Origin of the sequence: Leptospira harrisiae (assembly GCF_002811945.1) — a bacterium.
GTDB classification, from domain to species: Bacteria; Spirochaetota; Leptospiria; order Leptospirales; family Leptospiraceae; genus Leptospira_A; species Leptospira_A harrisiae.
In genome coordinates, this window is the sequence record NZ_NPDX01000001.1 from 802,854 (window position 1) to 827,097 (window position 24,244).

At 35.9% G+C, this 24,244-nt stretch carries 22 protein-coding genes; 14 read left to right on the top strand and 8 right to left on the bottom strand.

Going from position 1 to position 24,244, the window contains the following annotated elements:
• Positions 1-7 precede the first annotated feature (7 nt).
• Entirely contained in the window at positions 8-274 is a 267-nt protein-coding gene (locus tag CH364_RS03735) for a Sec-independent protein translocase subunit TatA/TatB (protein WP_100742268.1), read from the bottom strand.
• A 23-nt stretch (positions 275-297) separates the two neighbouring features.
• On the opposite strand from CH364_RS03735, the gene CH364_RS03740 reads away from it, so the two are divergent.
• The gene (locus CH364_RS03740; RefSeq protein WP_100743384.1) at positions 298-2,199 is read left to right on the top strand and encodes a hybrid sensor histidine kinase/response regulator; all 1,902 of its coding nucleotides are present in this window, start codon (positions 298-300) and stop codon (positions 2,197-2,199) included.
• Here the strand turns inward: CH364_RS03740 and CH364_RS03745 are convergent.
• The gene (locus tag CH364_RS03745; protein ID WP_100742269.1) at positions 2,179-3,198 is read right to left on the bottom strand and encodes an alpha/beta hydrolase; all 1,020 of its coding nucleotides are present in this window, start codon (positions 3,196-3,198) and stop codon (positions 2,179-2,181) included. The genes CH364_RS03740 and CH364_RS03745 overlap by 21 nt on opposite strands.
• Positions 3,199-3,208: 10 nt before the next feature.
• Between CH364_RS03745 and CH364_RS03750 the strand changes: the two genes are divergently transcribed.
• Positions 3,209-3,646 carry a copper chaperone PCu(A)C gene (locus tag CH364_RS03750; protein ID WP_243401236.1) on the top strand — a complete coding sequence of 146 codons (438 nt, stop codon included), beginning with the start codon at positions 3,209-3,211 and terminating at the stop codon, positions 3,644-3,646.
• The gene (locus tag CH364_RS03755; protein ID WP_100742271.1) at positions 3,643-4,212 is read left to right on the top strand and encodes an SCO family protein; all 570 of its coding nucleotides are present in this window, start codon (positions 3,643-3,645) and stop codon (positions 4,210-4,212) included. The genes CH364_RS03750 and CH364_RS03755 overlap by 4 nt, the downstream gene beginning before the upstream one ends.
• Here the strand turns inward: CH364_RS03755 and CH364_RS03760 are convergent.
• Entirely contained in the window at positions 4,183-6,129 is a 1,947-nt protein-coding gene (locus CH364_RS03760; RefSeq protein WP_100742272.1) for a M3 family metallopeptidase, read from the bottom strand. The genes CH364_RS03755 and CH364_RS03760 overlap by 30 nt on opposite strands.
• Before the next feature lie 67 nt (positions 6,130-6,196).
• On the opposite strand from CH364_RS03760, the gene CH364_RS03765 reads away from it, so the two are divergent.
• On the top strand, positions 6,197-6,601 hold the full coding sequence (locus CH364_RS03765; RefSeq protein ID WP_100742273.1) for a thiol-disulfide oxidoreductase DCC family protein: 405 nt from the start codon (positions 6,197-6,199) through the stop codon (positions 6,599-6,601).
• Here CH364_RS03765 and CH364_RS03770 read toward each other — a convergent pair.
• Positions 6,598-8,070, bottom strand: a complete 1,473-nt coding sequence (locus CH364_RS03770) for an ArnT family glycosyltransferase (RefSeq protein WP_100742274.1) — start codon at positions 8,068-8,070, stop codon at positions 6,598-6,600. The two genes, CH364_RS03765 and CH364_RS03770, sit on opposite strands and share 4 nt — an antisense overlap.
• A gap of 118 nt (positions 8,071-8,188) precedes the next feature.
• On the opposite strand from CH364_RS03770, the gene CH364_RS03775 reads away from it, so the two are divergent.
• Entirely contained in the window at positions 8,189-9,334 is a 1,146-nt protein-coding gene (locus CH364_RS03775; protein ID WP_100742275.1) for a phosphoesterase, read from the top strand.
• 31 nt (positions 9,335-9,365) lie between these two features.
• Here the strand turns inward: CH364_RS03775 and CH364_RS03780 are convergent, their stop codons facing one another.
• Genes CH364_RS03780 through CH364_RS03795 form a run of 4 tightly spaced genes read right to left on the bottom strand, consistent with a single transcriptional unit; the run spans position 9,366 to position 12,490 of the window.
• Positions 9,366-10,589 carry an LIC_12337 family protein gene (locus CH364_RS03780; protein ID WP_100742276.1) on the bottom strand — a complete coding sequence of 408 codons (1,224 nt, stop codon included), beginning with the start codon at positions 10,587-10,589 and terminating at the stop codon, positions 9,366-9,368.
• A 3-nt stretch (positions 10,590-10,592) separates the two neighbouring features.
• Positions 10,593-10,796 carry a hypothetical protein gene (locus CH364_RS03785; RefSeq protein ID WP_100742277.1) on the bottom strand — a complete coding sequence of 68 codons (204 nt, stop codon included), beginning with the start codon at positions 10,794-10,796 and terminating at the stop codon, positions 10,593-10,595.
• 39 nt (positions 10,797-10,835) lie between these two features.
• Positions 10,836-11,756 (bottom strand): DUF4384 domain-containing protein, encoded by a 921-nt coding sequence (locus CH364_RS03790; RefSeq protein WP_100742278.1) that lies wholly within the window; start codon positions 11,754-11,756, stop codon positions 10,836-10,838.
• A complete protein-coding gene (locus CH364_RS03795; RefSeq protein WP_100742279.1) occupies positions 11,756-12,490 on the bottom strand; it encodes a FecR domain-containing protein in 735 nt (244 codons plus the stop codon). The genes CH364_RS03790 and CH364_RS03795 overlap by 1 nt, the downstream gene beginning before the upstream one ends.
• 122 nt (positions 12,491-12,612) lie before the next feature.
• Between CH364_RS03795 and CH364_RS03800 the strand changes: the two genes are divergently transcribed.
• The 9 genes from CH364_RS03800 to CH364_RS18790 all read left to right on the top strand — a co-directional run bounded on the left by CH364_RS03800 (position 12,613) and on the right by CH364_RS18790 (position 24,233).
• Positions 12,613-14,166 (top strand): TolC family protein, encoded by a 1,554-nt coding sequence (locus CH364_RS03800; RefSeq protein ID WP_208859276.1) that lies wholly within the window; start codon positions 12,613-12,615, stop codon positions 14,164-14,166.
• Positions 14,153-15,514, top strand: coding sequence for an Ig-like domain-containing domain (locus CH364_RS03805; protein ID WP_423790159.1), 1,362 nt, complete (start codon positions 14,153-14,155; stop codon positions 15,512-15,514). Before CH364_RS03800 ends, CH364_RS03805 begins: the two co-directional genes overlap by 14 nt.
• Positions 15,511-16,044 carry a hypothetical protein gene (locus CH364_RS03810; protein WP_243401237.1) on the top strand — a complete coding sequence of 178 codons (534 nt, stop codon included), beginning with the start codon at positions 15,511-15,513 and terminating at the stop codon, positions 16,042-16,044. Before CH364_RS03805 ends, CH364_RS03810 begins: the two co-directional genes overlap by 4 nt.
• Positions 16,041-16,550 carry a hypothetical protein gene (locus tag CH364_RS03815; RefSeq protein WP_100742280.1) on the top strand — a complete coding sequence of 170 codons (510 nt, stop codon included), beginning with the start codon at positions 16,041-16,043 and terminating at the stop codon, positions 16,548-16,550. Before CH364_RS03810 ends, CH364_RS03815 begins: the two co-directional genes overlap by 4 nt.
• Positions 16,547-17,179, top strand: coding sequence for a hypothetical protein (locus CH364_RS03820; protein ID WP_100742281.1), 633 nt, complete (start codon positions 16,547-16,549; stop codon positions 17,177-17,179). The genes CH364_RS03815 and CH364_RS03820 overlap by 4 nt, the downstream gene beginning before the upstream one ends.
• Entirely contained in the window at positions 17,176-18,576 is a 1,401-nt protein-coding gene (locus CH364_RS03825; protein WP_243401238.1) for an efflux RND transporter periplasmic adaptor subunit, read from the top strand. The genes CH364_RS03820 and CH364_RS03825 overlap by 4 nt, the downstream gene beginning before the upstream one ends.
• Complete coding sequence (locus CH364_RS03830) at positions 18,573-21,560, top strand: efflux RND transporter permease subunit (protein ID WP_100742282.1); 2,988 nt, start codon at positions 18,573-18,575, stop codon at positions 21,558-21,560. Before CH364_RS03825 ends, CH364_RS03830 begins: the two co-directional genes overlap by 4 nt.
• Positions 21,557-22,447 (top strand): efflux RND transporter permease subunit, encoded by an 891-nt coding sequence (locus tag CH364_RS18785; protein WP_243401239.1) that lies wholly within the window; start codon positions 21,557-21,559, stop codon positions 22,445-22,447. Before CH364_RS03830 ends, CH364_RS18785 begins: the two co-directional genes overlap by 4 nt.
• Positions 22,448-23,087: 640 nt before the next feature.
• The gene (locus CH364_RS18790; RefSeq protein WP_244280394.1) at positions 23,088-24,233 is read left to right on the top strand and encodes a hypothetical protein; all 1,146 of its coding nucleotides are present in this window, start codon (positions 23,088-23,090) and stop codon (positions 24,231-24,233) included.
• Positions 24,234-24,244 lie beyond the last annotated feature (11 nt).

The window sequence follows — 24,244 nt, forward strand, 5'->3', positions numbered from 1 at the left end:
TTAAGTCTTATGCTTTTTTCTTTTTTCCAGATTTGGAAGCGCCAGAAGTAGTTTTTGGCTCTTCTTGCGGAAAACTGGTTTGAGATGGTTCGTCTTCCTGGCCTGTCAAGGATTTACGAAATTCTTTGATTCCAGAACCCAAATCTTTGGCAAGGCTTGGTAGGCGTTTTCCACCAAAAAAAAGTAACGCTAAGAAAACGATGAGTGCAATCTCCCATGGTCCTAAATTAAAAAAAGCAATAGGTGCTTGAAAAGAAAACGGATTGGATGGCATATTTCCCTCTTAAGGCAAGAGTTATGCAAACGAATCTAGAAGCAAGCGGAATGATAGAATTCTTTAAGGTCTTGCCCAATCTATTTTCCGGTGGTGTCTACTTAACAGATCCCAAAACCGGTCAGATTTTATTTTCTAACGATTTTTTTAAAAACAATTTGGGTTGTGCTAAGCCAGGTCAAGATTGTTTGGAATCCGATTTGTTGTTATGGGTTGCGGAAGAAGATAAATCAAACTTTAGAAACCAGTTTTTATCTCCGAATAAACATTTTGATCGGGATACGATCACTGGAGATTACCGATTCCTCATGCCGAATGAAGTGCTTGTGCGGTGGTTTCAATTTGAAAAACGAAAAGTAAAAATACCCAATATGGATTCGGATTTACAAATTGTTTTTGTTCGTGATGTGACCAATGAAAAAACAAATGAAATCAATATTGTCGAACAAATCCAATTTTTTCTGGGACTCTTTGAAAATGCATCTGTAGGTATGGCATTGCAAGATTGGGAAGGTGGATACTTTCGAATCAATCCAAGGTTTACAGAAATCACAGGATATAGTTTTCAAAATTTAACGGATTTGAATATCAAACGAATTAAAGGTGAACCAATATCAGAAGAAGAGATGGAATACTTTGGTTTTTTTAAAGAAGGTGCCGAAGAGTCTAGACTCACAAGAAAAGATGGGCGTCGAATTAGCGTTTATCGCCGAATCAGTGCCTTTCGTAACTCACAGGGAAAACCAGATTTTTATTATGTGTTTTTGGATGATGTTACAGAAAAAAAACAACTCGAATCTTACCAACTTCATTCTCAAAAAATGGAAACAATTGGGAGTTTAGCAACAAACATTGCACATGATTTAAATAATTACCTCCAACCCATACATGTGTTTTCGCAGTTAGGTGAAGAACAAATTCAGTCTGGAAAATTTGATCAAAATCGAATTTTGGAATATTTAGAAAAAATAAGAATGGGTGCAGATAATGCCCGTTCAATGATTCATCGAATTATCAAATATTCAAAAGTAAAGGATGAAAACTCTGCTACTAAAATAGAAATTTCCTCAGTTGTGGAGTCTTCGATTCCTCTGGTGAATGCTGGTTTGCCTAAAAATGTGGAAGCTCAATTTGATTTTTACAAATCTCCCCTTTATACTAAGTTAGATGCCGTTCGGTTTTCAAAAATTCTCTGTGAGCTCACTTCGGGAGGACTTCTTGTTTGGGATGACCGAAAACGAGGACTCGTTCGGATTCAAACGTCTCCGGCCGACGAATTTAAACTTTTGGTATCTATGGAGTTTACGGGACTTTCGTTACCGAGTCTTTCTGGTCTCAATACACTTGATTTTGTGAACTTTGGTGATGAAGAATTCCAATGGGCTGGAATGCACCTAATCAATCGTTATGTAAAAAACTGGGGTGGGGAATTTTATATCGAAAAACCAGAACCAATGACTGTCCTTATTCATATTTTCCTTCCATTAGAAGAAGGACAAATCTTATTGGGATCTTCGCCTCATATCCAAGGAAACAATCCAAAAGATGTTTGGTTAGAGATTTCTAAAAAAGAAATCTGGATTGTTGAAGATGACGAAGCTGCTAGTGAAGCAATTTGTTTTGTGCTCTCTCAAAAACAGGTAGTGCCTAAGGTTTTTCGAAGTTCATCCATGGCATTGGATGGATTGAAGGATAAAACTCCCGATTTTATTTTATCAGACTATAGAATGCGGGAAATGAATGGCCTCAGTCTCATTCGAAAAATTAAAAAAACAAATCCCAATCTTTCTGCGGTTTTATATACGGGAAATATGGATGGATTAGATTCGGAGGAGTTGGATGCAGAAGGGATATTGGTTCGTTCTAAACCAATATCCGTTGATGAATTGTATGAAACGATTTTGTTATCGTTTGGATTTCTTTAGTTTTGGTGCTTCTTCCGCTCCCGTACTTTCTTTGATGAACTGAATGAGTTCTTTTTCAATCAGCTCTTTGTCAGATTTTACGTATTTTGAAAGTAAAACATGTGCTCCGTTTTCAACTTTTAACAATTTATTTTTTGGACTATGATTTGGTCCGGATTGGATCAGATCATAAACATGTAACATTGCTTGTATAGATGCAACAAAATCGTGTTCAGTCTCTGATTTATAATAATACATGAGTAAGGTGGGGGTTGCGATTTGTGGATATGGGTTGTTGTGATCCATAAATCGTTTTAAGTCTAAAATGTTTTGTATAGCTCCGTAGTACTGATCTAAATACCAATACTTAGCGGACTCATCCTTTGGGTCAGTTTTAGAAATTCGCATTTCCCCTTTGATTGCATTGATAAAAGATTTTCCCCAGTGGAATCTAAAAATATGAGCCGACGGATCATCAAAATCATAAAATGGGGACACAAGGACAAGTGAGTCAACAAGGTCAGGGTGTTTCGCTGCTAAATACGATGCTATGTTACCACCCATACTTGTTCCGATGAGTACTGTTTTTTGACCTAGTTCCCTTGCATAAATTAAACTTTCTTCTGCATCTTGAAGATAATTTTGAAATTTTGTATTTAGGTGGTCTTCGGGATTTGTTCCATGCCCTGGTAATCTTAAATAATATGTATTAGCACCAAAGTATTCGGAGAGTTTGTTTGTGACTTCTTCTCCTTCACCACGGCTTGCACCAAATCCATGAATGTAAACAATTACAATGGGTGTTTTTTCTTCTGATACTCGGACAAGAAGTTCTTCGTTGTTTGGCCTTGTATTTTCTTTTGCACTGATCTTCAATTCGTTTTGGTAAAAGGCATCGAAATTTTCGAATTTCTGCGAGGAATCATAATTGTATTCACTGATAGACCAGTTGTAAGTGGATACTAGGAATGAAGATAGAATGAGAGTGATGGCAATCACCCATTTGATTATTATTCTCATCGAGGTTCTCTTGTTACGAAAGTTAAATATAACAAATGCAGGAATTCTGTTACTAATTCAAGTCAATTTGTTTGTTTTCTGTCACAAACCGACAGAGACCAGCAAACTTTGGATGACACCGCCGCCAGAAGTAGCAAAAACTGCTGCCGTGTATGGTGAAATTTGGAATCCTTTCCCTGTGGATGTGGAGATTCGAAACATTGTAAGTTCCACTTACAAAACAATAGAGTTCCATGAAACCAAAGTAGACAACGAAACTCAAGTTGCAAAGATGCGAAAGTTGGAATATCCTATACTTCTAAAAGCAAATCAATCGATCCAACTAGAGCGAACAGGAAAACATTTAATGTTATACGACAAATTAAATCATTCAGAAAAATTAGAATTAGAACTAGAATTTTCGAATGGAGAAAGAAGAGTCATTATTGTAGAAGAGCGTTCATTATGAAAAAAAAGTTTATTATAGTTTTGTTTGTTTGTGCTTTATTCGGAACTTGTGGTTCTGCTTTGGAATTCACAGATCTTCCGATTGGTGGGAATGTAGAAGCGAAAGATAAAACAGGAAAACTGATTTCATTTCGATCTTTCTCTGAACCAGTGTTACTCGTTTTTTTTGGATACACCTATTGTCCTGATTTTTGTCCCAATACATTGGCAAAAATTAAAGCAGCAGTGGAACCGCTTTCAGAAGCAGAAAAAACAAAATTTAAAGTGGTGTTTATCTCTGTAGATCCAGAAAGAGATTCACCAGAGACAACTACAAAGTATGTTCAATTTTATATACCGCAATCCATTGGACTATCGTTTTCAATAGATACTACTAACCAAATTCTGAAACAATATGCAGCCTTTGTACAAAAGGCAGATGATGGCCAAAGTATTGACCATTCCACTTATATATACGTTTTAGATCAAAATCGGAAAACTCGAAAACTTATCAAGTCAACCGATTCTATAGAGGTTATCACCAATTCCATACGAAAGTTAAGCAGCAATTCCATTGAGACGAAGTAGTGCATCAATCTCTGGATCTTTTCCATAAAAGTCTCGGAAGAGGTCCATTGCATTTCCAGATCCACCTTTTTCCAAAACTGTTTTTCTGAAATGTGCTGCATGGTCTAAATCAAAAACTCCTCTGTCAACAAACGAGTAGTAGGCGTTCGCGGAAAGTAGTTCTGCCCATTTGTAGGAATAATATCCGGCTGCATACCCACCTGAAAAAATATGAGTAAATGAATTTTGGAATTTGTTATAAACAGGAGGAAACACTACAGAAAATTCTTTTCTGACTTGGTCCAAAATTTCTTGGACTCTTTCCTCGGTTGGTTTTTCCAAATGGATCAACATATCAAATTTAGCAAATTCCAATTGTCTAACCACTCCCATCGCAGACATAAAGTTTTTGGCCTTTACCATGGTTTCAATGTAAGAATTCGGAATGGGTTCTTTTGTTTCGTAGTGTTTGGCAAAAAGTTCTAAAACTTTTGGTTCATAAACAAAATTTTCTAAAAATTGAGAAGGGAATTCCACTGCATCCCATTCAACTCCATTCACTCCACTTACAAACGGTTCGTTGACTCGCGAAAGAAGGTGATGGAGGGCATGACCTAGTTCATGGAAGAGAGTGACAACGTCACTTGGTCTTAGCAGTGAAGGTTGTGTTTTTGTGGCTTTAGGAAAACTTGCAACCACAAAGGCAACGGGAAGTTCGGTTTTTCCTGTTTCATCTTGGAAATGCGGTTTCCAATTGTGCATCCAAGCTCCACCTTTTTTCTCTGTTCGTACTTCTAAGTCCAAATACAATCGTGATCTTGTTTCGCCATCAACAACTAGGTCATAACAAAGAACAGATGGTTCCCATACGGTTGTATTTACTTGTTTAAATTTTACACCCAAAAGTTTTTCCAAAAATACAAAGGTACCATTTATTACAGTTTCTTTTTCTAAATAGGGGCGATAGATTTCTTCATCATAAGAAAAAGATTCTTTTTTTAGTTTTTCTGAAAAGTAGGTTAGGTCCCAAGGTTCAAGATTGGATAACCCTAGTTTTTTAGCAAAATTTTTAATTTCATCTAGCTCTCGTTCGGCGATAGGTTTTGCTTTTTTACCTAAATGGTCTATAAATTCTAAAACCTGTTCTGGACTGTTTGCTACTTTTGTTGCCAAACTCAAATGAGCGTAAGAAGAGAAACCAAGAAGTTTGGCTTCCTTTTCTCGTAGCTCCAAAATTTCTTCCATTAACTTCCCATTTTCGGGTGCGCGTGTACAATATCCATCATAGAGTTTTTTTCTAATTTCTCTGTTTTCACCATAGGTCATATAAGCAATGTAAGATGGAAATTGTAAGGTAAATAAATAACTTCCATCCTCTTGTTTTGCTGAAATTTTTTCGCTTTCGGGAAGTCCTTTTACCTCTTCTTCTGTCAGTTTAAGAGAAAATGCGTTGGTTGCGTTCAGAACGTTCTGTGAAAATTGGTTGGAAAGGTCTGACAATCGTATTACAATTTGTTTGAGTTCTTCTTTAGTTTTTTTTTCGAGTCCCACCCCAGACAATCGGAAGTCTCGAATTTCATTTTCTAATACTTTTTTGGCTTCACTAGACAAACTTGTTTCTGCTGATTGGATTTTCAAAAATGCAGAAAAGATATCTTCATTTTGTCCAAGGTCAGTATAATATTCGCTTAGTTTCGGTAAAAGCCGGCTATATATGGTTTGGCTTTCGTCACTGTTTTTGACTGAATTGAGATGTGAAATTTCTGTAACAAGATCACTTAACTCTGTTTGGATTCTTTGGTAAGGTTTAACGAAGTTTTGAAATGTTGGTTTGTCGTTATTCAGTAGAGATTGGATGAACTTTTTGTTAGACTCCATTTTTTCTAAAATGGCAGTTTCTTTTTTAGGAAGATTTTCAGAATGAAATTCAGGAAACATAAAGACCTCTATTGATTTAGACTCGATTTCAATTGATATTATGTCAGTTTGGAAGTAGAGGGAAAGGATGCCACCGGAAAAAAGTAAAATTGTTTTCTTTGATGGGGTTTGCCATTTGTGTATGGGATCCGTTCAGTTCCTTCTGAAAAGAAACCAAAAAGAAAATTTATATTTTTCTTCCATTGGTTCTGAAACTTTTCAATCCCTTTTTTCAAAGGATTTAATACCTAATCTTCCGGATAGCATTTTGTATTGGAAAGAAGATACATTGTATTTAGAATCCGATGCCATTTTACAACTGGTTAGGGAACTAAAATTCCCTTGGTTTTTATTTTTTGGATTCTGGTTTTTCCCGCGAATGATTCGAAATTCGATTTATCGGTTTATCGCCAAACGTAGGTATGTTTGGTTTGGGAAAGCAGAAGCTTGTATGGTTCCTTCACCAAACATAAAAAAACGATTTTTGAACTAAGGATCTTTTGTTTTGACAAGCCTAAGATTTAGTTTTTTATTTCGATCATAGGCATAGATAGAAAAAGAATCTCCCACAGGTTCCCAATCCACTCCCATACCTTTCCAAATCTGGTAGTCAGAATCAGAGACTAATAAGTATCCTTTGGTTGATTGGACTTCAGACCAAGTGATTTCGTTTATGGGCCGGTGGTAATAAAATGCGAAACTCGGGATTCCATGTGACCCAAATGAATGTAATGTTTTTTCGATGGGAACGTATCCGTTAATAATCCCTGCCATATTTTTCGTATCCTTTCTGATTTCCGAAAACTTGGGAAGGATCACAAAAGAAATGATGGTTATCATCACAAGTGAGACCGTTAGGTAAATTCGATACATATAGATTTGGTTGTGTTTTCTCGCGAGTTGGTCTCCTAATAAAATGGAAAGAATGGGATAAGCGGAAAGGGGATAAGAAGGAAGTTTACTTGCCAATCCTTCGTAAAATATCCAAGAAAAAACAAGTCCAAGGAGTAAAAAACGTTTTGGTGTAAATGTATAATCGGATTCTTTCCAAAGCCAAGGGAAAAGATCTTTAAAAACTCTTAGACCATTTGTTTTGATTAAGGCAAATAGTTTCCAACCATTTTCATAGAGAAAGGATAAATAAATTCTAGTCCAGGGAAATAACGTCACTACGAATAACATAAGATAGGTGCCGGGTGGGCCCGCTTGACCAAAAACAGGATCTGTCGCACGACGAAAGATATACCAGTCCAACATCCATCGAATGAGTTCTCCATTATCTTTTTGCCATGAAAGGTAACCCCATAAAAATAATGGAATCGCACTAACAGGAAGCCATAAAAAGGGATGAAGGCCCCAAATTTTAGAACGGATTTCGTTGATACTTAAAAGAAGAACACATGTCCCTCCAAGGAAAATCAAGATGGGAGGACCTTTTACAAGTAGCCCTAAACTAACACTGAACCAAAACAAAAAAACAAAACGTTTTTTGTTAGATTTGATCCAATGGTAAAGAGATACAAACCCAGCCATTCCAAAAAAAACTAAAGGAGAATCGACCAAAGCTATTTTCCCATTGAGTGGAAAATACAGAGAAAATCCTAATATACTAAATGCGTATAATGCTGTCCTTGAACAAAACATAACGTTTGTCAGATGGTAAGTTAATAAACTTGTTCCTAAGATACAAATTGTGGGAAATAGACGCAAAACCCATTCGGAAACACCGAAGGTTTTGAAAAAAAAGGATGTGATCCAGAAATGAAGTGGTGGTTTGCGATGAGGAGTGGAATAGGGGAATTCCATTCTGAGATAATCTCCGTTTTCCACCATAGTTCGAGAAAAACCAGCATAAGCTGCTTCATCTTGGTCAACCAAGGGAGAGGTATTTCCATAAAATAAAAATATGGTTAAGGCAAAAAGTAAGATCAGAAAAGTGCGGTGGACAGATAAGAATTTCACAGTCTCCAGACAGATAATTCAGTCTGCTTTGTCAAAGCAGATTTGAATTCTTAGGTTTGTATTCATTTTGTAACAAAACTGGAATCAAATTGGAAAAAAAGAACTATAGAGTTTGGATATGCTTTTCAATGTTCCTGCACCCATTACCGACACCGGAAGGCAAACGGCGAACAGACCATCCTTATGGAAGTATCGTTACGTACTGGTTTTAATTTCATTATTTGGAATATTGGCCGTTTACCAACTAGCGGTTGTTCTTCTACTTAGAAAAACGATTATCCTACCTTCCTCACCATTTCAAGGATCCAAACTAGCCAATCCATACCAAAATTGGAAAGGGGAAGGACAAGAAAAGATTTCATTACATACTCATTCTGACGAGGTTTGGTTTACTCCAGAAAGACATAAAGTTTCAGAAATTGTCTCTGAATACAAACGAGAAGGTTTTTCAAATGTTGCCATCACTGATTATGGTCAAATTTCCGAGACAGAAAATCCAGAATACATTCGTGGATTGGAATGGGGACAAAATATAAAAAAACGCCATCTTTTGGCCATTGGAATTAAAAAATCTTTTTATGATTATTTCCCAATTTATGCTACAAGAGAAAATCTCAATTGGGTTATGGATCGTATGCAAAAGTTAGGTGGATATGTTATCATACCCCATCCTAAACTATTTGATTCTTTTTCCAGAGAGGAGATGACTTCTTTAGGTGGTTTTCAAGCTGTAGAAGTATATTCTCCGTATGGAGATGATTCAAAAATTTTGGATAATTTACTTAGCCAAGGACGAAATGTTCACTGTATGGCAAGTGATGACTTACATTATTTTCCTGAAACTTCAATCAGACGTTTTGAGCAGCCAAGTTGGAAAAATGCCATTCAAATGTTGGGCAACCAAAGAGGGCGGAAAGGGGAAAGTTTTCTTCGTTATATCGTTACAAAAGAAGGAACAAAAGACCAATCCTCCGTATTATCGGCTCTACAATCAGGATCGTTTTATTGTGTGAAAAAGTTTTTCCATGGAGCAGACGATCCAAAGGTTCCAAGAATCCAAGTGACGGACCAGAAGATTCTATTGAGTTCTAACGAGCGTTATTTAGAAATACGTTTTATTGGCCAATCAGGTGAGATTTTACAAGTGGACCCGGACACAAATATTGCCAAATATCAATTTCAAGAAAAAGATTCTTATGTGAGGTTGGAGATCGTGGGTATCACTGGATCCATTCTCTCCAACGCAATTTATAGAAACAACTAGCGGTTTTTAAATTTGGTCTCTCTGATGACCGTTATTTAAATGTTAGGTTTTGGTCGGAACCATCAAACGCATCCAAAAACGCTTTGGAAGTAGTTTCGTATTGTTTGACAGTGCCTAGTGCTGTTTGACCTGAAATACTTGCACCGAAGGCAACATAAGTTCTATTAAAAGCTTCATCTACAGACATAAAATCGGCTCCACCAACAGTTGGACTTGGATAGTCTTGGGGAACTTGGGCCGCTAACAACTGATCCGTTACATATCCATTAATATTAAAAATTCCATAAGACAAACGGACATTAGGAGAAGATGGAGTTTCAGGTATGGCACAGATTGTTTCCGGCCTTGCGGTACTCATAGTAAATGTTGCTTTGGCAGTCGTTTGGAAAGGAGAATCAAACTTTTGCATATAAGCCAATGCATAGTAAATTTGGTCGCTAGAGCCAGTTCCTTGCGCTGTGTTGCAGACAGTTTTTAAATTGTCTAATGCCGTTGCTCCCGATGGATTCACTTCTTTGAGTTTCGTAAAGGTCAAACGAACCACAGAGCGAAAACAAAGTTGTCTTCCCGCATCTACTTCCGTTAGAACCACTCGACCATGTTTACTAATCCAACTTACGTTTTCTGGTCCGTTTCTCCATGTATAAGTTTGGAATTTGGTTCCATACACTGAATCATTTGCAGTATAACTTTCAGTGATGACATTTCCTACATTGGCAAATTGAGGATTTCCAAAATCAACCAATCGATAGTAAACCAAAGCTCCATCGTTTCCTAAAGTTGTCTCTGGATCATCGAAGAACAATTGTAAGGAGGGAGTGGAGGCCCCTGTTTTTTTAATTTCAAAAAAATGGTTAAATGTTTTGGTACCCGTATAAGCAGTGGAAGCGATTCCTGAAATAGATTGGCTGATTTTGATAGTAAGAGTTGCAGAACCAAATCCGCTTAAATTGACATTGTTTAAGACATCATTCCTTGGTGCAGAACTATTGAAGTAACCTGCGTTTTTTAATGCAAGGATCAGTGAATCGATGATTCCTGAATTCCCCCGAGCCCAGGTGGCTGATTGGCGCACAAAACCCCAGTTATCTGCACTAGTTGCCGACCAAAGTTTTTCGGAACCAATTCCCAAATGGATGGCATTACTAAATAAATGAATGAGTTGGTCGTTTCTGTTCAAACGGGTGAGTTTGTTGAAATCGGAAAGATGAAGGCTCATCCCAAAAAATATGAGCGTATAAAGAATCTTTTTCATGATTTACTCAGCGATTCCTTTGGGAATACAAATTGTAAATCCAGACTTGGGTCCAGAGCAACCAGCCGATTGGTTGTAGGCCCAAACGGAAAGTAGGAGTGCTCCTAGGACATTTTCGTCTTTTTTATCATCTTTTTGAAATAACGAACAAGAGACGAGTGTACTAAGTGCGATGAGGGAGCTGATTTGAATGATAAAACTTCTCATACCTTTGATCAAAAAGATCTGAGAAGTTTTTGCAAGAATTTATCGAGAGAGGATTTGGTATTCCCACTCCATCACTGGACTTTGTTCAATGGATGCGGTGAGAGTATTGGGCAATACAATCATTGGTTTGATACTGGTCTTGGTTCCTGTGACAGCTGGGGGCAGGAGCCTATAGAAAGAATCTTCTTTTTTGCCTCTGAGTTGGAACTCCTTCCATTCCTCGCGAGAAGCAAAAGCACGTATCTTGTCTTTAGAAGAAGTAGAGGATGCCCTAAACGAAATTCGTTTATCAGGAATAGTCACGCGATCGCCCTTGCGGACAAAATTATCATTTTGAATTTGGTTTGGAAATAGGAGGATTGGTTCTCCTTTTTGATTTTCGGGAACTAATACGACATAGACATAGTTGTCTTCTGCAGATTCAATTTCAAAACGAATGGGTTCACCGGCAACATAAGTTGGTTTTAAGGAATTGATTTTGAGTTGGGCATTGGATCCTGAACCCGTTTCTGACAAAGCTAAGTAAATATTTTTTTTATCTAAAAATCCGAGGAAATCGGAGACAAGAGCCTTCGAAAGACTCTCCGGAAGTGAATTACGGTATTCCAATTTTTGGTGTAAAACATCCACAAAGGAAATCACCGCCTGTCCATCTTCCGTAGAAACGAGAAGGAGTTTATCCATGGCTGTGAGTCGTTTTAAACGGAGAACAGTTTCTTCCGATGGATTTCCTTCTTTATCAAATTCCCAAATACCAGGCTCAAACTCTTTTAAGGCCGGTGTCACTACTCCCCGCGATGTAGTCTGGATTTCTTCTCTAATAAAATCACGCAGAGTCAAGGCATCGTCGGATGAAGAAATTGTCTCTATTGCAATTTTATAAACAGGTAACCTTCCAATTTTGTCAGAAGAAAAGAGTGAAAGAGAAATAATCGAAGAGAGAACTAGGAATTGTTTCATTACTCGTCTCCACTGCCTTGGCCTTTGTATTGATTCATGAGTTGGTCGTTCTTTTCGTATTGTTCTTTGATTCGTTGGTAGTTTTCTTCTTTGATAGCTTTGAACTCTTCAAAAATGCGCATTTTATCTTTTACAAATTCATCTAAAATCTGTTTTTTTAAATCTTTTCCTGAAATTATAGCCTCTTCGTTTTCAGTAATAAGGGTCGGTTTTCCTCTTTTGTCTGGGCTAACTGCCACAGTCCCTTCGTTTACATAAACTCCAGTTTCAACGGTACTAAGGTCTTCGTCAACTCCGCCTACGTCAGGAGAAGCAGCTAAAAATTCGGTTCCCCTAACACCTGCCACAAAACTAGGATTGACCACACTGATTTGATTTTGGCTTGGAACACCCGCTGCTGGTTTGTGTGCTTTTACGAAGAGTTTTCCGCCAACGAGTTTGAGCGTAGTGGATTTTGATTTGGGATTGAGAAGGTCTTCTATCTGGATAGAGGAGTATTTGGACAATCGGACAGTCGCTTGCGTTGCCAATTGGATTTCACAAGTTCCGTTTTCTGTAGTGATCGTATCCCCCTTTTTTAGGATACTACCTAACTTTACTGGCTCTTTTCCCTTTTTGAAACGAGGCCCAGAAAGATAATTTGTTCCTTGGATGAAACTAATAATCCCTACTTCCTCGGCGGCAAGGGTTGTGGTCAAAAGAAGAAACAAAATGGAAACAATGATCCGAATCATGCCACTTTTATAAGAGAACTCACTCCTCTTACAAGCTAAAAAAACCAAAAAAAAAATCGAAAAATCCCCTACAAAAACGATAAGTTAGAACCAATCTCTGAATTTATCACCTATCTACTGATATGTGCTATAAGTTGTGGGTTTTTTGTTTTGGTATCGGAATACTCTTTGGTCCCTTGTTGGCAGAGGGCAAATTGTTATGGGAGGATTGCGTTTGGATTGGGATGGAGCGGAATGGAAGTTTGGGTTTGGAACAGGTTCGTTCGGAAATTTTCCCAATTTTGTCTCGGGAGAAATGGAAACAATACTTACCTAAATTAGGAGTTCATTATTTTGGGATCTTTTCTAAAAACCCAGAACAGATTGACCAGGAATACCGCGATGTTCGTTTGCAGATTCAACAACTTTTATATGATGGAGGTGAAACAGAAAGAGAAAAACAAAAATTGGAAATCAGAAAACTGATCCATTCTGAAGAAAAAAAACTTCTTAGAGAAAAAATATTTAAATCCATATCTATTGCCTATCTTTCTTTCCAAAAACGACAGTTAGTTGATTCGATTTACCAACTTAGATCAGAACGTTACAAACTGGAACAGCAAAAACGGAAAAAAGAAATGGAACTTGGCCTTTCTTCTAAAAGCGAATCAGAATGGCGAAAAGTTTGGGAAGTTGAATTCCAATCCAAATGGATTCATTCTGAATCCGCAAAAAAACTCGCTATTTTGGATTTATACCAAACCATGTCTCTCGATCCGAATGTTCCTATTTCTCTTGCGGGAGGATTTACGGAACGCATTCGTCTGTTTGATCCAAGTTCAGACCAAATGATTGTAAATGAAAATCATCCACTTCGGAGAAAAACAAGGCTACAAATAGAATTAGCAGAACTTGAAGAAGAAAGTTTGGAAAACGATTGGAAGCCAAAATTGGTGTTAGGTGGTTATGTCGGAAAAAGTGGAAATGGAGGTTTCCCACTTCAGAATGAAATTTATGGACTTAGTGTGGGTGTTCAAGCTAACTTGGGTGGAACAAGTTTTCAGTCTAACACACAAAACGGAATCCAGTCGGAAGGAAACGGAATCCAAAGAATTCCAGGTTATGGACCACAACCAGTTGGTCCTGGTGAAAATTCATTTCAAAGTGGATCTATTGGGTTATTTGATGATTTAGGCCGAAACAAAAAAATATTCGATTCCAAAATGAGTCTTTTGCAAGCCAAAGCTGACTGGAAACAATCGGAGATTAGTTTTTTTAGCCAAGTCCATTCAATAGAAATTAAATTACATGAATTGTATCAAAAATACAATCTCTACTTAGAAAGTACTAAATCTAATTTAAACCAACACAGATCCAAACGGGAAGAAAATAAACAAGGACTCATCTCTGAAATCGAATACCTAAAATCAGAGGAAGAAGTATTTGTTGGACTCGAACTTTTGTTGGAACCTTACTTCCAATATATTTCTACGGCATTGGAACTCGTATTGTTGCTTGGAGAAAATCCATTTGATAATCGTTATTACCGGTTAGAACCCAATCGATTCCCAAGTGATCTTTCAAAGATTCTCGCGGATTGGAAAGATCTCCCTCAAAATGATATAAGAAAAATAAACGAACCAATTCAAAAGAAACCTTACCCATTTCTAATGGAGGATCCGTATGAAACTCGTTAGATGGAAATTATTGTTTTTATTCGCACTGTTATTTCAATGTTCTTCAAAAATAGGTTCCTTAGATGACTGGATTGGAATTTTAAACACAAATGATATACCCAAAGTGCTTGTTTTTTCTCCTTCGTCAGATGCAAACAATGTAGATCCAAAAACAAATATCTCCGTTGTATTTAGTAAAGCTATGTCGATTCAGTCATGTGTCTCAGCTTTTTCTTTGGATCCTGCGGTTCGTGGGAGTTTTGAAACATCCGAGTTCACTCTAAAATATTCTCCGAAAACAGATTTGCCATCCGGAGGTTATGTGATCCGGCTCACCAAACAATGCGAAGATAAAACAGGAAAGGATTTGGATCGAGTATATACAATTCCGTTTCGTGTGGGTGAAAAACAAACTCCAGGGTCTCCTGAAGTAAATTCGATTTTTGCTTTTACTGGAACAGATTCCGAATGTTTGGCAGGTGGAATAGCCAATAATTTGTTGTTAGACGGTGATCATCTTGTTTGTTCAGGAATTCCAGGTCCTTCTCCCATCCAAGTTCAATTTTCCAAACCAATGAACCAAGTTGAAGTTGGACTTGGTCTACGGATTGAGCCGGTTATTTCTTACCGTTTGGAATGGGAAACTTCCACATCATTGACTGTTTTACCTGACACCAATTGGTCACCCGAAACAAGGTATAATATTTTATTTCCAGTTGGCCTTCATTCATTGGATGGTGCGGAACTCTCAACAGTCGTTCGTTCGGATTTTTTAGTAGGGGCTGATTTGAATGATCCCGAAGTTATTGGATTTGGTTTAGAATCACAAAACTGCAGTTTGGGGATTCAAGAATTAGGGTCAGATACTGGAGCTGTTTGGGATTCTGGATTTTGTTTTTGGAGCCGAGGACTACCCATTCTAAGCCCAAATTCTTATCATTTTCGCGGTGGTGATTCTGGGTTCGGAGGACCTGGAACCAATTCAGATTGTGCAGATGTAAACACAGACAACTTTAGAATTTTTTTTAACCAATATATGGATACAACATCTGTGATTGGAGCGTCCCGTTTATCAAAGATATCTCCTCCATCAACAAACATTCGTCTGTCGACATGGAATTGGTCACATTGCCAATCAGTATCTCCATTTGGTTGTAAACAATTGACTTATTCCTTTGCGGAAAGTGAAGCAAGTTGTAATGGGACATTGTTCGGAAATATTTCAACTGGTGGAGATTTTAATTTATCTTTCTCTGCTCGGGCTCCTAACTTTTACCCGTATTATGAATTTCGATTAGATCCAGAAGCCAAGTCTGTTTCGGGGAAACGAATGAAAGTAGGATTTACCATTCAGGTAGAAGCAAAATGAAATATTATTTTGTCTTTGGTTGTTTCATTTTTCTCACTTGTATTGGAAGTAAAAACAATCTAAGAAAAGTTACATACCCCATTCCCAATAATAAAAAGATTCTATTCTTTCATTCTGTATCGCCAGGTTTTTACGACAGTTATTCAGAAGAAAAAGAGATAAGTCTTAAGATACAGGAAGAATTAGAATTGATGGGTTATTCTATCGTCATCGGAGATAAACTTTGGGATGAGGTGAAGGTCTCGACTCCAGAAAATCACTTAGATAACTTTCGAAATCAGTTGCATCTTCCGCCAGCGGAAATCCGACCTCGAACTCAAATTTGGAAAGAACAAGCGGAGCGAGTGGGGGCAAACGAAGTTTTTATTTTGCGTTTTTGTTTTTCATCTAGAGAAATCAGACCTTCGATTCGATTGGTTTGGATTCATTTATTAAACAAGGAAATCAATCGATTTGATTGGAATTGGGATGAATCCAATCCATTGCCAATTCGTGAATCTCTGCCGAAAAATTTAGGAGTTCAGCCATGAAAAAAAAATTGGCCTTCGTTCATTTGTTCACGGTTCTCTTTTTTCAGTGCTCTGAAAAACAGATTCCAGTCCCATCTGAATTGAAAGTTCTGGCAGATGCTTACCATTCCGGACATCTAACAGTAGTCAGTTCTATTTTGACGGACAAAAAGAAAGAACGAGAATTACTACCATTAGAAGAGGTTCTTTATACTAAAACTTTGTTTTATTTAGGTGATTGGAAAGAGTTTTTCTCCCATTGGTCAGAACTTACATACAAAACTCCTGAATTAGTTTTGTTGTATTTTAAAGCAGTGATTGTCTCAAAATTTCCCATAACGATTTCAGCTGAAGACGAATCTAAATTAATCGAATTACTTCCTATATCACCTGAGGCTTGTTTATTGTATTTAAAACTCAAAAACAGTAAACATCCGAATCAGCAAAAAAAACTATTTTTGGACCAAGCAAAACAATTCCAAACCCATTTAGATAGATTAGAAAAGGAATTGGAGATTACTAAATGAATATCACTCAGATTGGAAAACGAATTAAACGCTACAGAGATATGATTGCGAATACAATTAAGGAAAGAATTTTATTCATCTATCATTCTCCTTTTTTCTATTTTTCAATTTATCTTTTTCTTTATGGAATACATTGTTTTTGGAATTGGGATGAGTTTATGAGTGACAATCGTAATTTAGAAATGGAGGCAATAACCTCAGGAAAACAAGTTTCATTATGGAGTTTGTATCCCTTTCAAATTTTCAGTGTTCTATTCGTTTCGATTTTGTATCTGTCTCTTTCACTTTGTATTCATTTTCTTTTTTCCTTAATTCATAGGGCAAGAGAAACACTTCGAAATAATATTGGAAAATTGATGATAAGCTTATTTCATGAATTTTTTTTCTTTGTTTGTGTTTTATTTTTAGGGAACCAATTTTTGGGTCTGTTTTTAGCTTCTAGTTTTTATTCAATTTTGGTTGTAATGTTTTGGACTGCTTTGTTTTTAATTTTTCTCATCAAAAGCGGAGAATTATACAAACGTTTGTTTGTTTCTCGAGATCATTTTGTTGCTTTTTTATCTCATAGTTTGGGTTTTGTAAATCCAATCCTATTTGTCTTTTTTGTTTTAGCATTGGCAAATGTATGAATAGAAAAATTTGGGATTATCTAAAAGTTTGGTTTCGTAAATCAATTGTATTGGGAGTTTTATTTCTTTTTTCCTCCATCCTTTATACCTATTTGTCTACGAGAGAAATTCGGAATCGATTACCGTTTTTGGTAAAATTTCTATATTTCCCAAACGAATGGGGAAAAACAAATGAAGTCTCCGCTATGGAAGCGCCAAAACAAAGTTTGGCGTTTGTAAAACCAAGAATTATTGAAGAGAATAGGTTACTGGAGTTTCCAGCCGTTGTGGAACCTACAAAAGAAATTCAATTACATAATAAACAGAATGGTCGGATTCGGAAAATTTTTGTGCAAGAAGGAGACTTTGTCAAAGAGGGACAAATTCTTTTGGAAATTGATGATGAATTGATACGATTAGAAGGGGAAAGATTACAACTATCTTTGGAAATCGCAAAATCCCAGTCTGGTATCGTTTTTGAAAAATGGAAATTGGCTGAGAAGCAAGTTGAAAACAAACTTAGAGAAATTGATAAAAAAACAGAATGGATTGAATTGGCTGAAAAAGAATGGACTCTGATTAGAGATATGAAAGAGAAAAAAAATATTCTTTGGAAACAAGGTTTTGTTTCTCTCTCTGAGGTGGAAAAAATAAAACAAGAAGAAGAGTCCAAACAAACACAATATAAAAATTTACTCCGAGACCGTGAGAATCTTCTTTCTGGTGTAAACTTAGGTTTGGAGTCTGAGGAAAATCGATTTGAAGAAAAATTAAGAATATGGAAAGAGAAAAATACATCAATAGAACGCTCAGAATATGAGCTCAGTTTATCCCAATTAAAAATCATAAAAAATCAAATTAAATCAAATGAACAGTTGTTAAGTGAAGCACGTTTGCGTGCTCCGAAATCAGGTAAAATTTTAAAAATTCAGACCAAGGAGGGAGAGTTAACCAATCAAAACCCAGTTATGGTTTTGATCGAAAAAGGAGAACTTTCAGTCGGATTCCAAATTGCAGAAACCGATTTGGTTCATTTTTCTCCGGGAAAATCTGTTTATTTTCTACCTTCACAAACAAATTTAACATCAATCAAAGGTAAGGTGGATCGAATCGGTGGATATTTGGAACCCAGATCTCATAGCATTGGGATCAAAGTTCGATTGGACCCAAACCAGAAGATTGTTTTACCGGGAATGTTTGGGATTTTGCAAGTTAAGTTAGATGAGGTAACTGAAAAAATTCTAATTCCAACATCTTCGCTTCATGGGGATGAAACAAGTGGCTTTTTTGTGAATATAAAAAATGGAAGTGAAATAGAAAAACGATTCATCCAAGTAAAGCCATATTTATTAAATGAGTTGGAAATACTCTCTGGACTTTCTTCTGAAGATGAAATAGAAACTAATTTAGTTTTATGAAGATAGAAATATTTGTTCTCTCTTTATTCAAACACAAACGTCTGTATTCTGTAATTTGTATATCAATGGTTATTGCCGTTTTTTTTAGAATCTCTGAATTAGAAATTTGGTTATTACCTAAACTAACTCCGGCTAGATTTTTCATTCTTACAGAGTTTCCCAATCATTCTGCCGAGGATACAGACAGAATGGTCAGTTTGCCGATTTCTGAAATGATATCTTCGGTTAAATTTGTAGAACGAATCCGCACAATTTCCGAACACAATAAGTCCATCGTACAAATAGATCTACAATTTGATGTTTCCACTCGAGATTTTAAGGAAGACTTATACCAAACAATTTTGGAAATGAAAGATAAACTACCCTTTGGAGTCGGTACTTCGCGGTTGGTACAAGGGGAGATAGATGACCACCCTTTTTTTGAAATCCTAATCCCTAAAGAAGGAAGTTCTGATTTATCTCAGTTACAATTTCATTTGAAACAATTGGTATTTCAATTGGAAAGAATTTCTGGAGTAACGGAAGTTAGGATTTCCGGGAATCCCATAAAATCTTCCTTTATATCTCTTAGGCCTCAGGTTTTGGATGTATTTCCGATTAACATCCACGAGCTGGAATTGCAGATCCTTGCAGGAATTCGTGGTGGATCTCTTGGCCTAGTAGAAGAATATACAAATGAGACAGAACTAAAGTTTTCGCCAGATATTCTTAATCACCAAAACCTTTTTGAGTTCCCAATCCATTTAGGAAACGGAAACTCCGTTTCGCTCGGTCGATTGGCTTCAATATATGAAGCGGAATCACCCAAAGAAAAACTCACAAGGTTTAATGGTAAAGATTCAATTTATATTTCCATTTTTACTGAATCAGTGGCAAACCCTTTGAAGTTGTCTTCTGAAATTAAATCAAAATTAGAAAACTCAGATCCAATCCTAGCTTCAGAAATTTTTTACGATGGATCTACGGAACTACAAAATCAAATCACCCAAAGTGCTTTTAATATGATTTGGGGACTAGGGTTTGCTTTTTTATTCTCATTTTTACTATATCGGACTTTGATGCCCGCTTTGATATTATTTGGGTCTGTTCTATTTTCTCTTGTTTTGTTTTTTCATCTGATTCTATTTTTTTCAATATCAATCAACTTGCTAAGTTTAGGTGGAATTTCGGTTGGGATAGGTTTGTTATTTGATGCAAGTAATCTGACTGTATTTGCCATTCGAAAACATTTGTCTGAAAACTTCCCAACACTGGATGCTGTGACACAAGGAATTCGGTCCGTATTGGTTTCTCTCATTTCCTCATCTCTTACAACGATTGTGGTTTTTATTCCTCTTCTTTTTTATCAAATGCATTGGAGAGATTTCTTTTTTGATTCCGGAGTGTGTATTGCTCTTTTGGTTTTCTGTTCTTTTGTCTCTTCTGTTTTTGTTGTACCATTGCTTTCTATATTGATGTCTGAAAAATTAAAATACAAAAATAAAAAATCGATAATAGAAGATTTTTTGTTAAGAATTTATAATAATACAAATCACTTATTTTCTTTGAGGAACCTCCGTATAGTAATGTTTGTTATGGTTCTAGTTTCTTTTTTTTGTTACTTTTGTTTAGGGTTGAAATTTGAAATTTTTCCAAAACAAAGTTCTGTTGGAATTAGATTACAAATGGTACCTAAACATCAAATGAGTTTGGAAGAGGAACTTCGTTTTGTTTATGCTTTGGAGAAAAAAATCAAAATATTTGATCCCGGACTTTCTTCATTTGTATCACCAATCTATTCTTATGATGACAAAGTCCAACATCCCCAAAAAGCAATTCCAATTGAATTCAAATTTTTAGGTTTCACAAAGGAAAAAGAGTTAGATTTGATTTTCTCTCACGAACATTGGCAATCAAAATGGGATTGGAAATTGGAGCAAATACATTCGCAAGTGACGAGAGCTTTGCCATTCATTCCTATTGATTCGGTCACCTTTCTTCATGAAAATTGGGAAGAGTTAAAACAAATTGCAATAAACTTTCAAAGCCAATCGAATACAAAAAGTTCGGATGGTAAATTCGATTTTTTACCAAAAACAATTACACTCGAAGATTGGAGTCGAACTCAGATCCCAGATCCTGCTTGGCATCCGAATGAGGAAGATTTAAAACAAAAGTTTTTATACGAACAATCTCCTAAATATTTAGGTTCTTTCGGAGATATAAACAAAACGGATTTGTATCTAGGATTAGAGCCCTTTCTTTCTAAGGAAACAAACTCAAATGAGTTTTCTACGATTAGTTTCAAAACAAAAACCAATGAATCTACCTTTCTCAGTACCCTTTTTACAACAAAGAAAAAAGAAAGTTTGGATCAGTTTCGTAGGGAATCTGGATTGTTTTATTTAGAATGGGTTGGTCAGATTCTGGACTTGGACCCAATGGTTTTAGATCCAAAAGGCCGTTTGTCTTTATTGAAAGTCTCTCTTGATGAGGAAATTAAAAAGTTCTATTTGATTCTTTTGATACTTCTGTTAGTCTCTCTTCTTTTTATTTATTTGGCTCTAGTTGGTATTTATGAATCATTTCGGATCCCGGCATTTTATCTTCTCATTGCTTTTGTTTATCTTGTAGTCACATACATTTTTATCATTTGTTTGTTTACGAATTTTCATTTGGGGCACTATATAGGTTTTGTAGTTTTGCTTGGATTGTCCATCGATAGTATTTCGTTGTTTGGTGAAAGATGGGTTGAAGTTTCGAATCATATAGTTGCAGCGAGTGAAAGACAAGAAAATGTTTTCCGTTGGTTGGCTTTGCCCATTGTACTAAATGCGGGTACAACAATGATGGGACTTTTTCCTGTGATTTTTTTTGTAAGCCCAGGTTCCGAATTTTCTAGGTCTATCGCTACTACAATGTTTGTGGGCATATTGATTTCATTAATTTTTGTTTTTTATCTCTACCCATTGTTTTTTCAAAAATTTTGGAAAAAAATACAGTGAAGTTACATCTCATTCGAAGGTTTCGTTATCGGCTTTTTGCACTGTTGATGTTTTTTTGTCTGTTTTCTACTTTGAAATTGAATCATCTTTTGTTAGGTGAAGAATCATTTTTTGAATTATCTGAATCCATTCAGATAAAAATCCAATGGCCTGGTAAAACTGCTCTACAAGTGGAAGAAGAAATCACTAAACCCTGGGAACAAATTTTAAAAGGTGTTTCTGGATATAAACAAATAGAATCTATTTCTGAACGTGGGAATGCACATATCCATTTGGAATTGGAAAAAAATGTAAAACAGGAAGATATTGTTTTTGCAATTCGAAACGAATATTTACTGCAAAGACAAAGATTTCCAAAGGATTCTCTTTCACCAAAGATCCAAACGGGAAAGCCAGAAGACCAGTTCATTGTCATTTTGCAAAAGGTTCAGAAAAGTTCTGACCAAAGTCGACAAGAGTTAGAGAAAAAAATTCGAACCATTGCGGGTGTTTCTTCTTTTCAGCATCATTCTGATTTTGAAAAAGAAATTGTTTTAGAGATTATGCCCACACGGATCCAAGGTTTCGAATTTCCATCTTTATCGGTCGTGTTTGCTGCCATTCGTAACCACAACTTCGGTTATTTTTTTGATCCAAGCAATGGTTTGTGGTTTCAGAAAGATTTTCCTACCAATCCGAAGGATTGGTCGAAATTGGGAATTCCTTCTCGCTTTGGGGAAGGTTTATTGGTCTCATCGATTGGGGATGTGAAAACTAAAGAAAAAAAAATCTTCTCGCGGAACACGAATCAATGGATTACATTCAGAAACTATTTTGGTCCATGCAAAGAATGGAACTTCTTTGTATCAAATAACAAAGGAATTAAATTCAATTTTAGAAAATCATAAAGATTGGGTTTTGTTGTATACAAGTCAGCAGGATTTTTTTGATGATTTGTATCACTTTTTTATTTTATTTCTTTTTCTAGATTTGATATTTTTCTTTGTACCGTTCTTTTATCCAGTCGAGTGGGAATTTATTTTTGTTAGTTTATTATCATTTTATATTGTTTTAGTTATTTTTCTTGGTATTTGTTGCCTCTTATTGTTTCCGATTGGTCGATCGATTTTATTTCTGTTTTTAGTTTGGAAATATTTTTTAGTTCTCTTTCCAATCAGAAGAATGGGGAAGTGGGTTTTTTCATTTTTTATATCCTTTTCGCTCCTATGGTTTTTTATTATTTTGAATTGGGTTCCCAAAATTTTTGGGCTTCTATTTTTAGTTCATCTTTATTTTTTATTGTTAGTTCCATTTACAAGAAATCTTCTCCAATCTTTTTCAAAAAAAGGAAACCCTTCTTTAAAATTTTCTTTTAGAGAAATTTATCATTCTCATAAGGAAATGTTCACTAGAGAGATAAAAAGTTCTAAAAAAAAAAATTTAATCCTGCCTTTATTTTTATTGATGATGGGGGTGTTGGTTTCTTTTTTTTCGAGTTTTGGACTTCAAACCGTGGTAGCTCCATATGGTTCGATCCAAATGGGAAGATTGGAATTTCCAACTTCTTTGCCAGAACAAGAATCTATCCGAATTACCAAACAAGTAGAAAGTGTCATCCTAATGAGAAAAATAACTGATTTTCTTGTGGTGAAACAAAATCCATCAAATGCTATTTTTTATTTTCGTTTGAACGAATTAGGTAGAAAGATTGGGTTCCAAAATCTACCTATAGAACCAGGTTATTTCCATTTGTTAGGTGAGTCTGATGTTAATTCGGATCGGAAAATTCGTTTTTCTAATGCAAATACAGAAATTTTAGAAAAAACGATTCTTTGGCTTACGCCGTGGATACGCACAAAAAAAGAAGTTGAAGAAGTGGTTTTATGTTTCCAACCTTCGGCAGAAGGATTGGACCTACAAACTTCCGCATATTATCGTAATATGTTAGGATTGGATTGGGATGATTCTCTTAGAGAGCGCTCCATTGAATTACAATCTTCTATCGTGGGTAAAATGATTTTAGATAAAAAGTTAATAGACATTCGTTTTGTTGCCAAACAAGAGAAAAAATTGGAGAGGTATCCCACCAAACCAACAAAAATGAACCTAGGAATTCCAGTTTTTACATCTTCTTTGAGCAATTACGAAACTGTAAAAACTCCAGCTAGGATCTATCGTAAAAATGGAGAAACCAGTTTGGAAATTTTGGTAAAAGGTAAATCAATTCACTGGGAAGAATTAGAATCAGAAATGAAACAGTTTTTGGCAAAAGAAAAGGTTCAGTTCACGGTGATTGCTCCACTTAAAGAATCTTTACCAAAATACAGACCAATATTTTTTTTGTTGGCTTTCTCTTTGTTTTTGTATCGGAAAAAAAATAAACCGTTTTGGTTGGTTTCCATTTGTGTTTTGTTTTTGCTTTGGAAAATCGATGTTTCTGTATTGGGAGCTGACTATTTTCTTTTTGGATCTGTGGCTTCATTTATATTTTTTTTGCTAACATGGTTCCCGCAAACTTCCTTTCACTGGAAACTTTTTATTCCTTTTTTTCTTTTATTAACTTTGTCTTATATACTACCGGGGGAGGGTGGTAGATTTTTTATGGGAGGGTTTTTACTGATCTCTATTTTTTTTCTGTTGTATTTCAAAATATGGCAAAAATGGAGAATAATGAAAACCAAACTTATTTTTTGAGACCTAAGAGA

Coding starts and splice junctions, on each gene's coding strand:
- CH364_RS03825 (WP_243401238.1), top strand. CDS start 17,176: ATGAATAGAAAAATTTGGGATTATCTAAAAGTTTGGTTTCGTAAATCA.
- CH364_RS03755 (WP_100742271.1), top strand. CDS start 3,643: ATGAAAAAAAAGTTTATTATAGTTTTGTTTGTTTGTGCTTTATTCGGA.
- CH364_RS03830 (WP_100742282.1), top strand. CDS start 18,573: ATGAAGATAGAAATATTTGTTCTCTCTTTATTCAAACACAAACGTCTG.
- CH364_RS03820 (WP_100742281.1), top strand. CDS start 16,547: ATGAATATCACTCAGATTGGAAAACGAATTAAACGCTACAGAGATATG.
- CH364_RS03740 (WP_100743384.1), top strand. CDS start 298: ATGCAAACGAATCTAGAAGCAAGCGGAATGATAGAATTCTTTAAGGTC.
- CH364_RS03760 (WP_100742272.1), bottom strand. CDS start 6,129: ATGTTTCCTGAATTTCATTCTGAAAATCTTCCTAAAAAAGAAACTGCC.
- CH364_RS03800 (WP_208859276.1), top strand. CDS start 12,613: ATGTGCTATAAGTTGTGGGTTTTTTGTTTTGGTATCGGAATACTCTTT.
- CH364_RS03790 (WP_100742278.1), bottom strand. CDS start 11,756: ATGAAACAATTCCTAGTTCTCTCTTCGATTATTTCTCTTTCACTCTTT.
- CH364_RS03745 (WP_100742269.1), bottom strand. CDS start 3,198: ATGAGAATAATAATCAAATGGGTGATTGCCATCACTCTCATTCTATCT.
- CH364_RS03795 (WP_100742279.1), bottom strand. CDS start 12,490: ATGATTCGGATCATTGTTTCCATTTTGTTTCTTCTTTTGACCACAACC.
- CH364_RS03735 (WP_100742268.1), bottom strand. CDS start 274: ATGCCATCCAATCCGTTTTCTTTTCAAGCACCTATTGCTTTTTTTAAT.
- CH364_RS03805 (WP_423790159.1), top strand. CDS start 14,153: ATGAAACTCGTTAGATGGAAATTATTGTTTTTATTCGCACTGTTATTT.
- CH364_RS03785 (WP_100742277.1), bottom strand. CDS start 10,796: ATGAGAAGTTTTATCATTCAAATCAGCTCCCTCATCGCACTTAGTACA.
- CH364_RS03815 (WP_100742280.1), top strand. CDS start 16,041: ATGAAAAAAAAATTGGCCTTCGTTCATTTGTTCACGGTTCTCTTTTTT.
- CH364_RS03780 (WP_100742276.1), bottom strand. CDS start 10,589: ATGAAAAAGATTCTTTATACGCTCATATTTTTTGGGATGAGCCTTCAT.
- CH364_RS03810 (WP_243401237.1), top strand. CDS start 15,511: ATGAAATATTATTTTGTCTTTGGTTGTTTCATTTTTCTCACTTGTATT.
- CH364_RS03765 (WP_100742273.1), top strand. CDS start 6,197: ATGCCACCGGAAAAAAGTAAAATTGTTTTCTTTGATGGGGTTTGCCAT.
- CH364_RS03775 (WP_100742275.1), top strand. CDS start 8,189: ATGCTTTTCAATGTTCCTGCACCCATTACCGACACCGGAAGGCAAACG.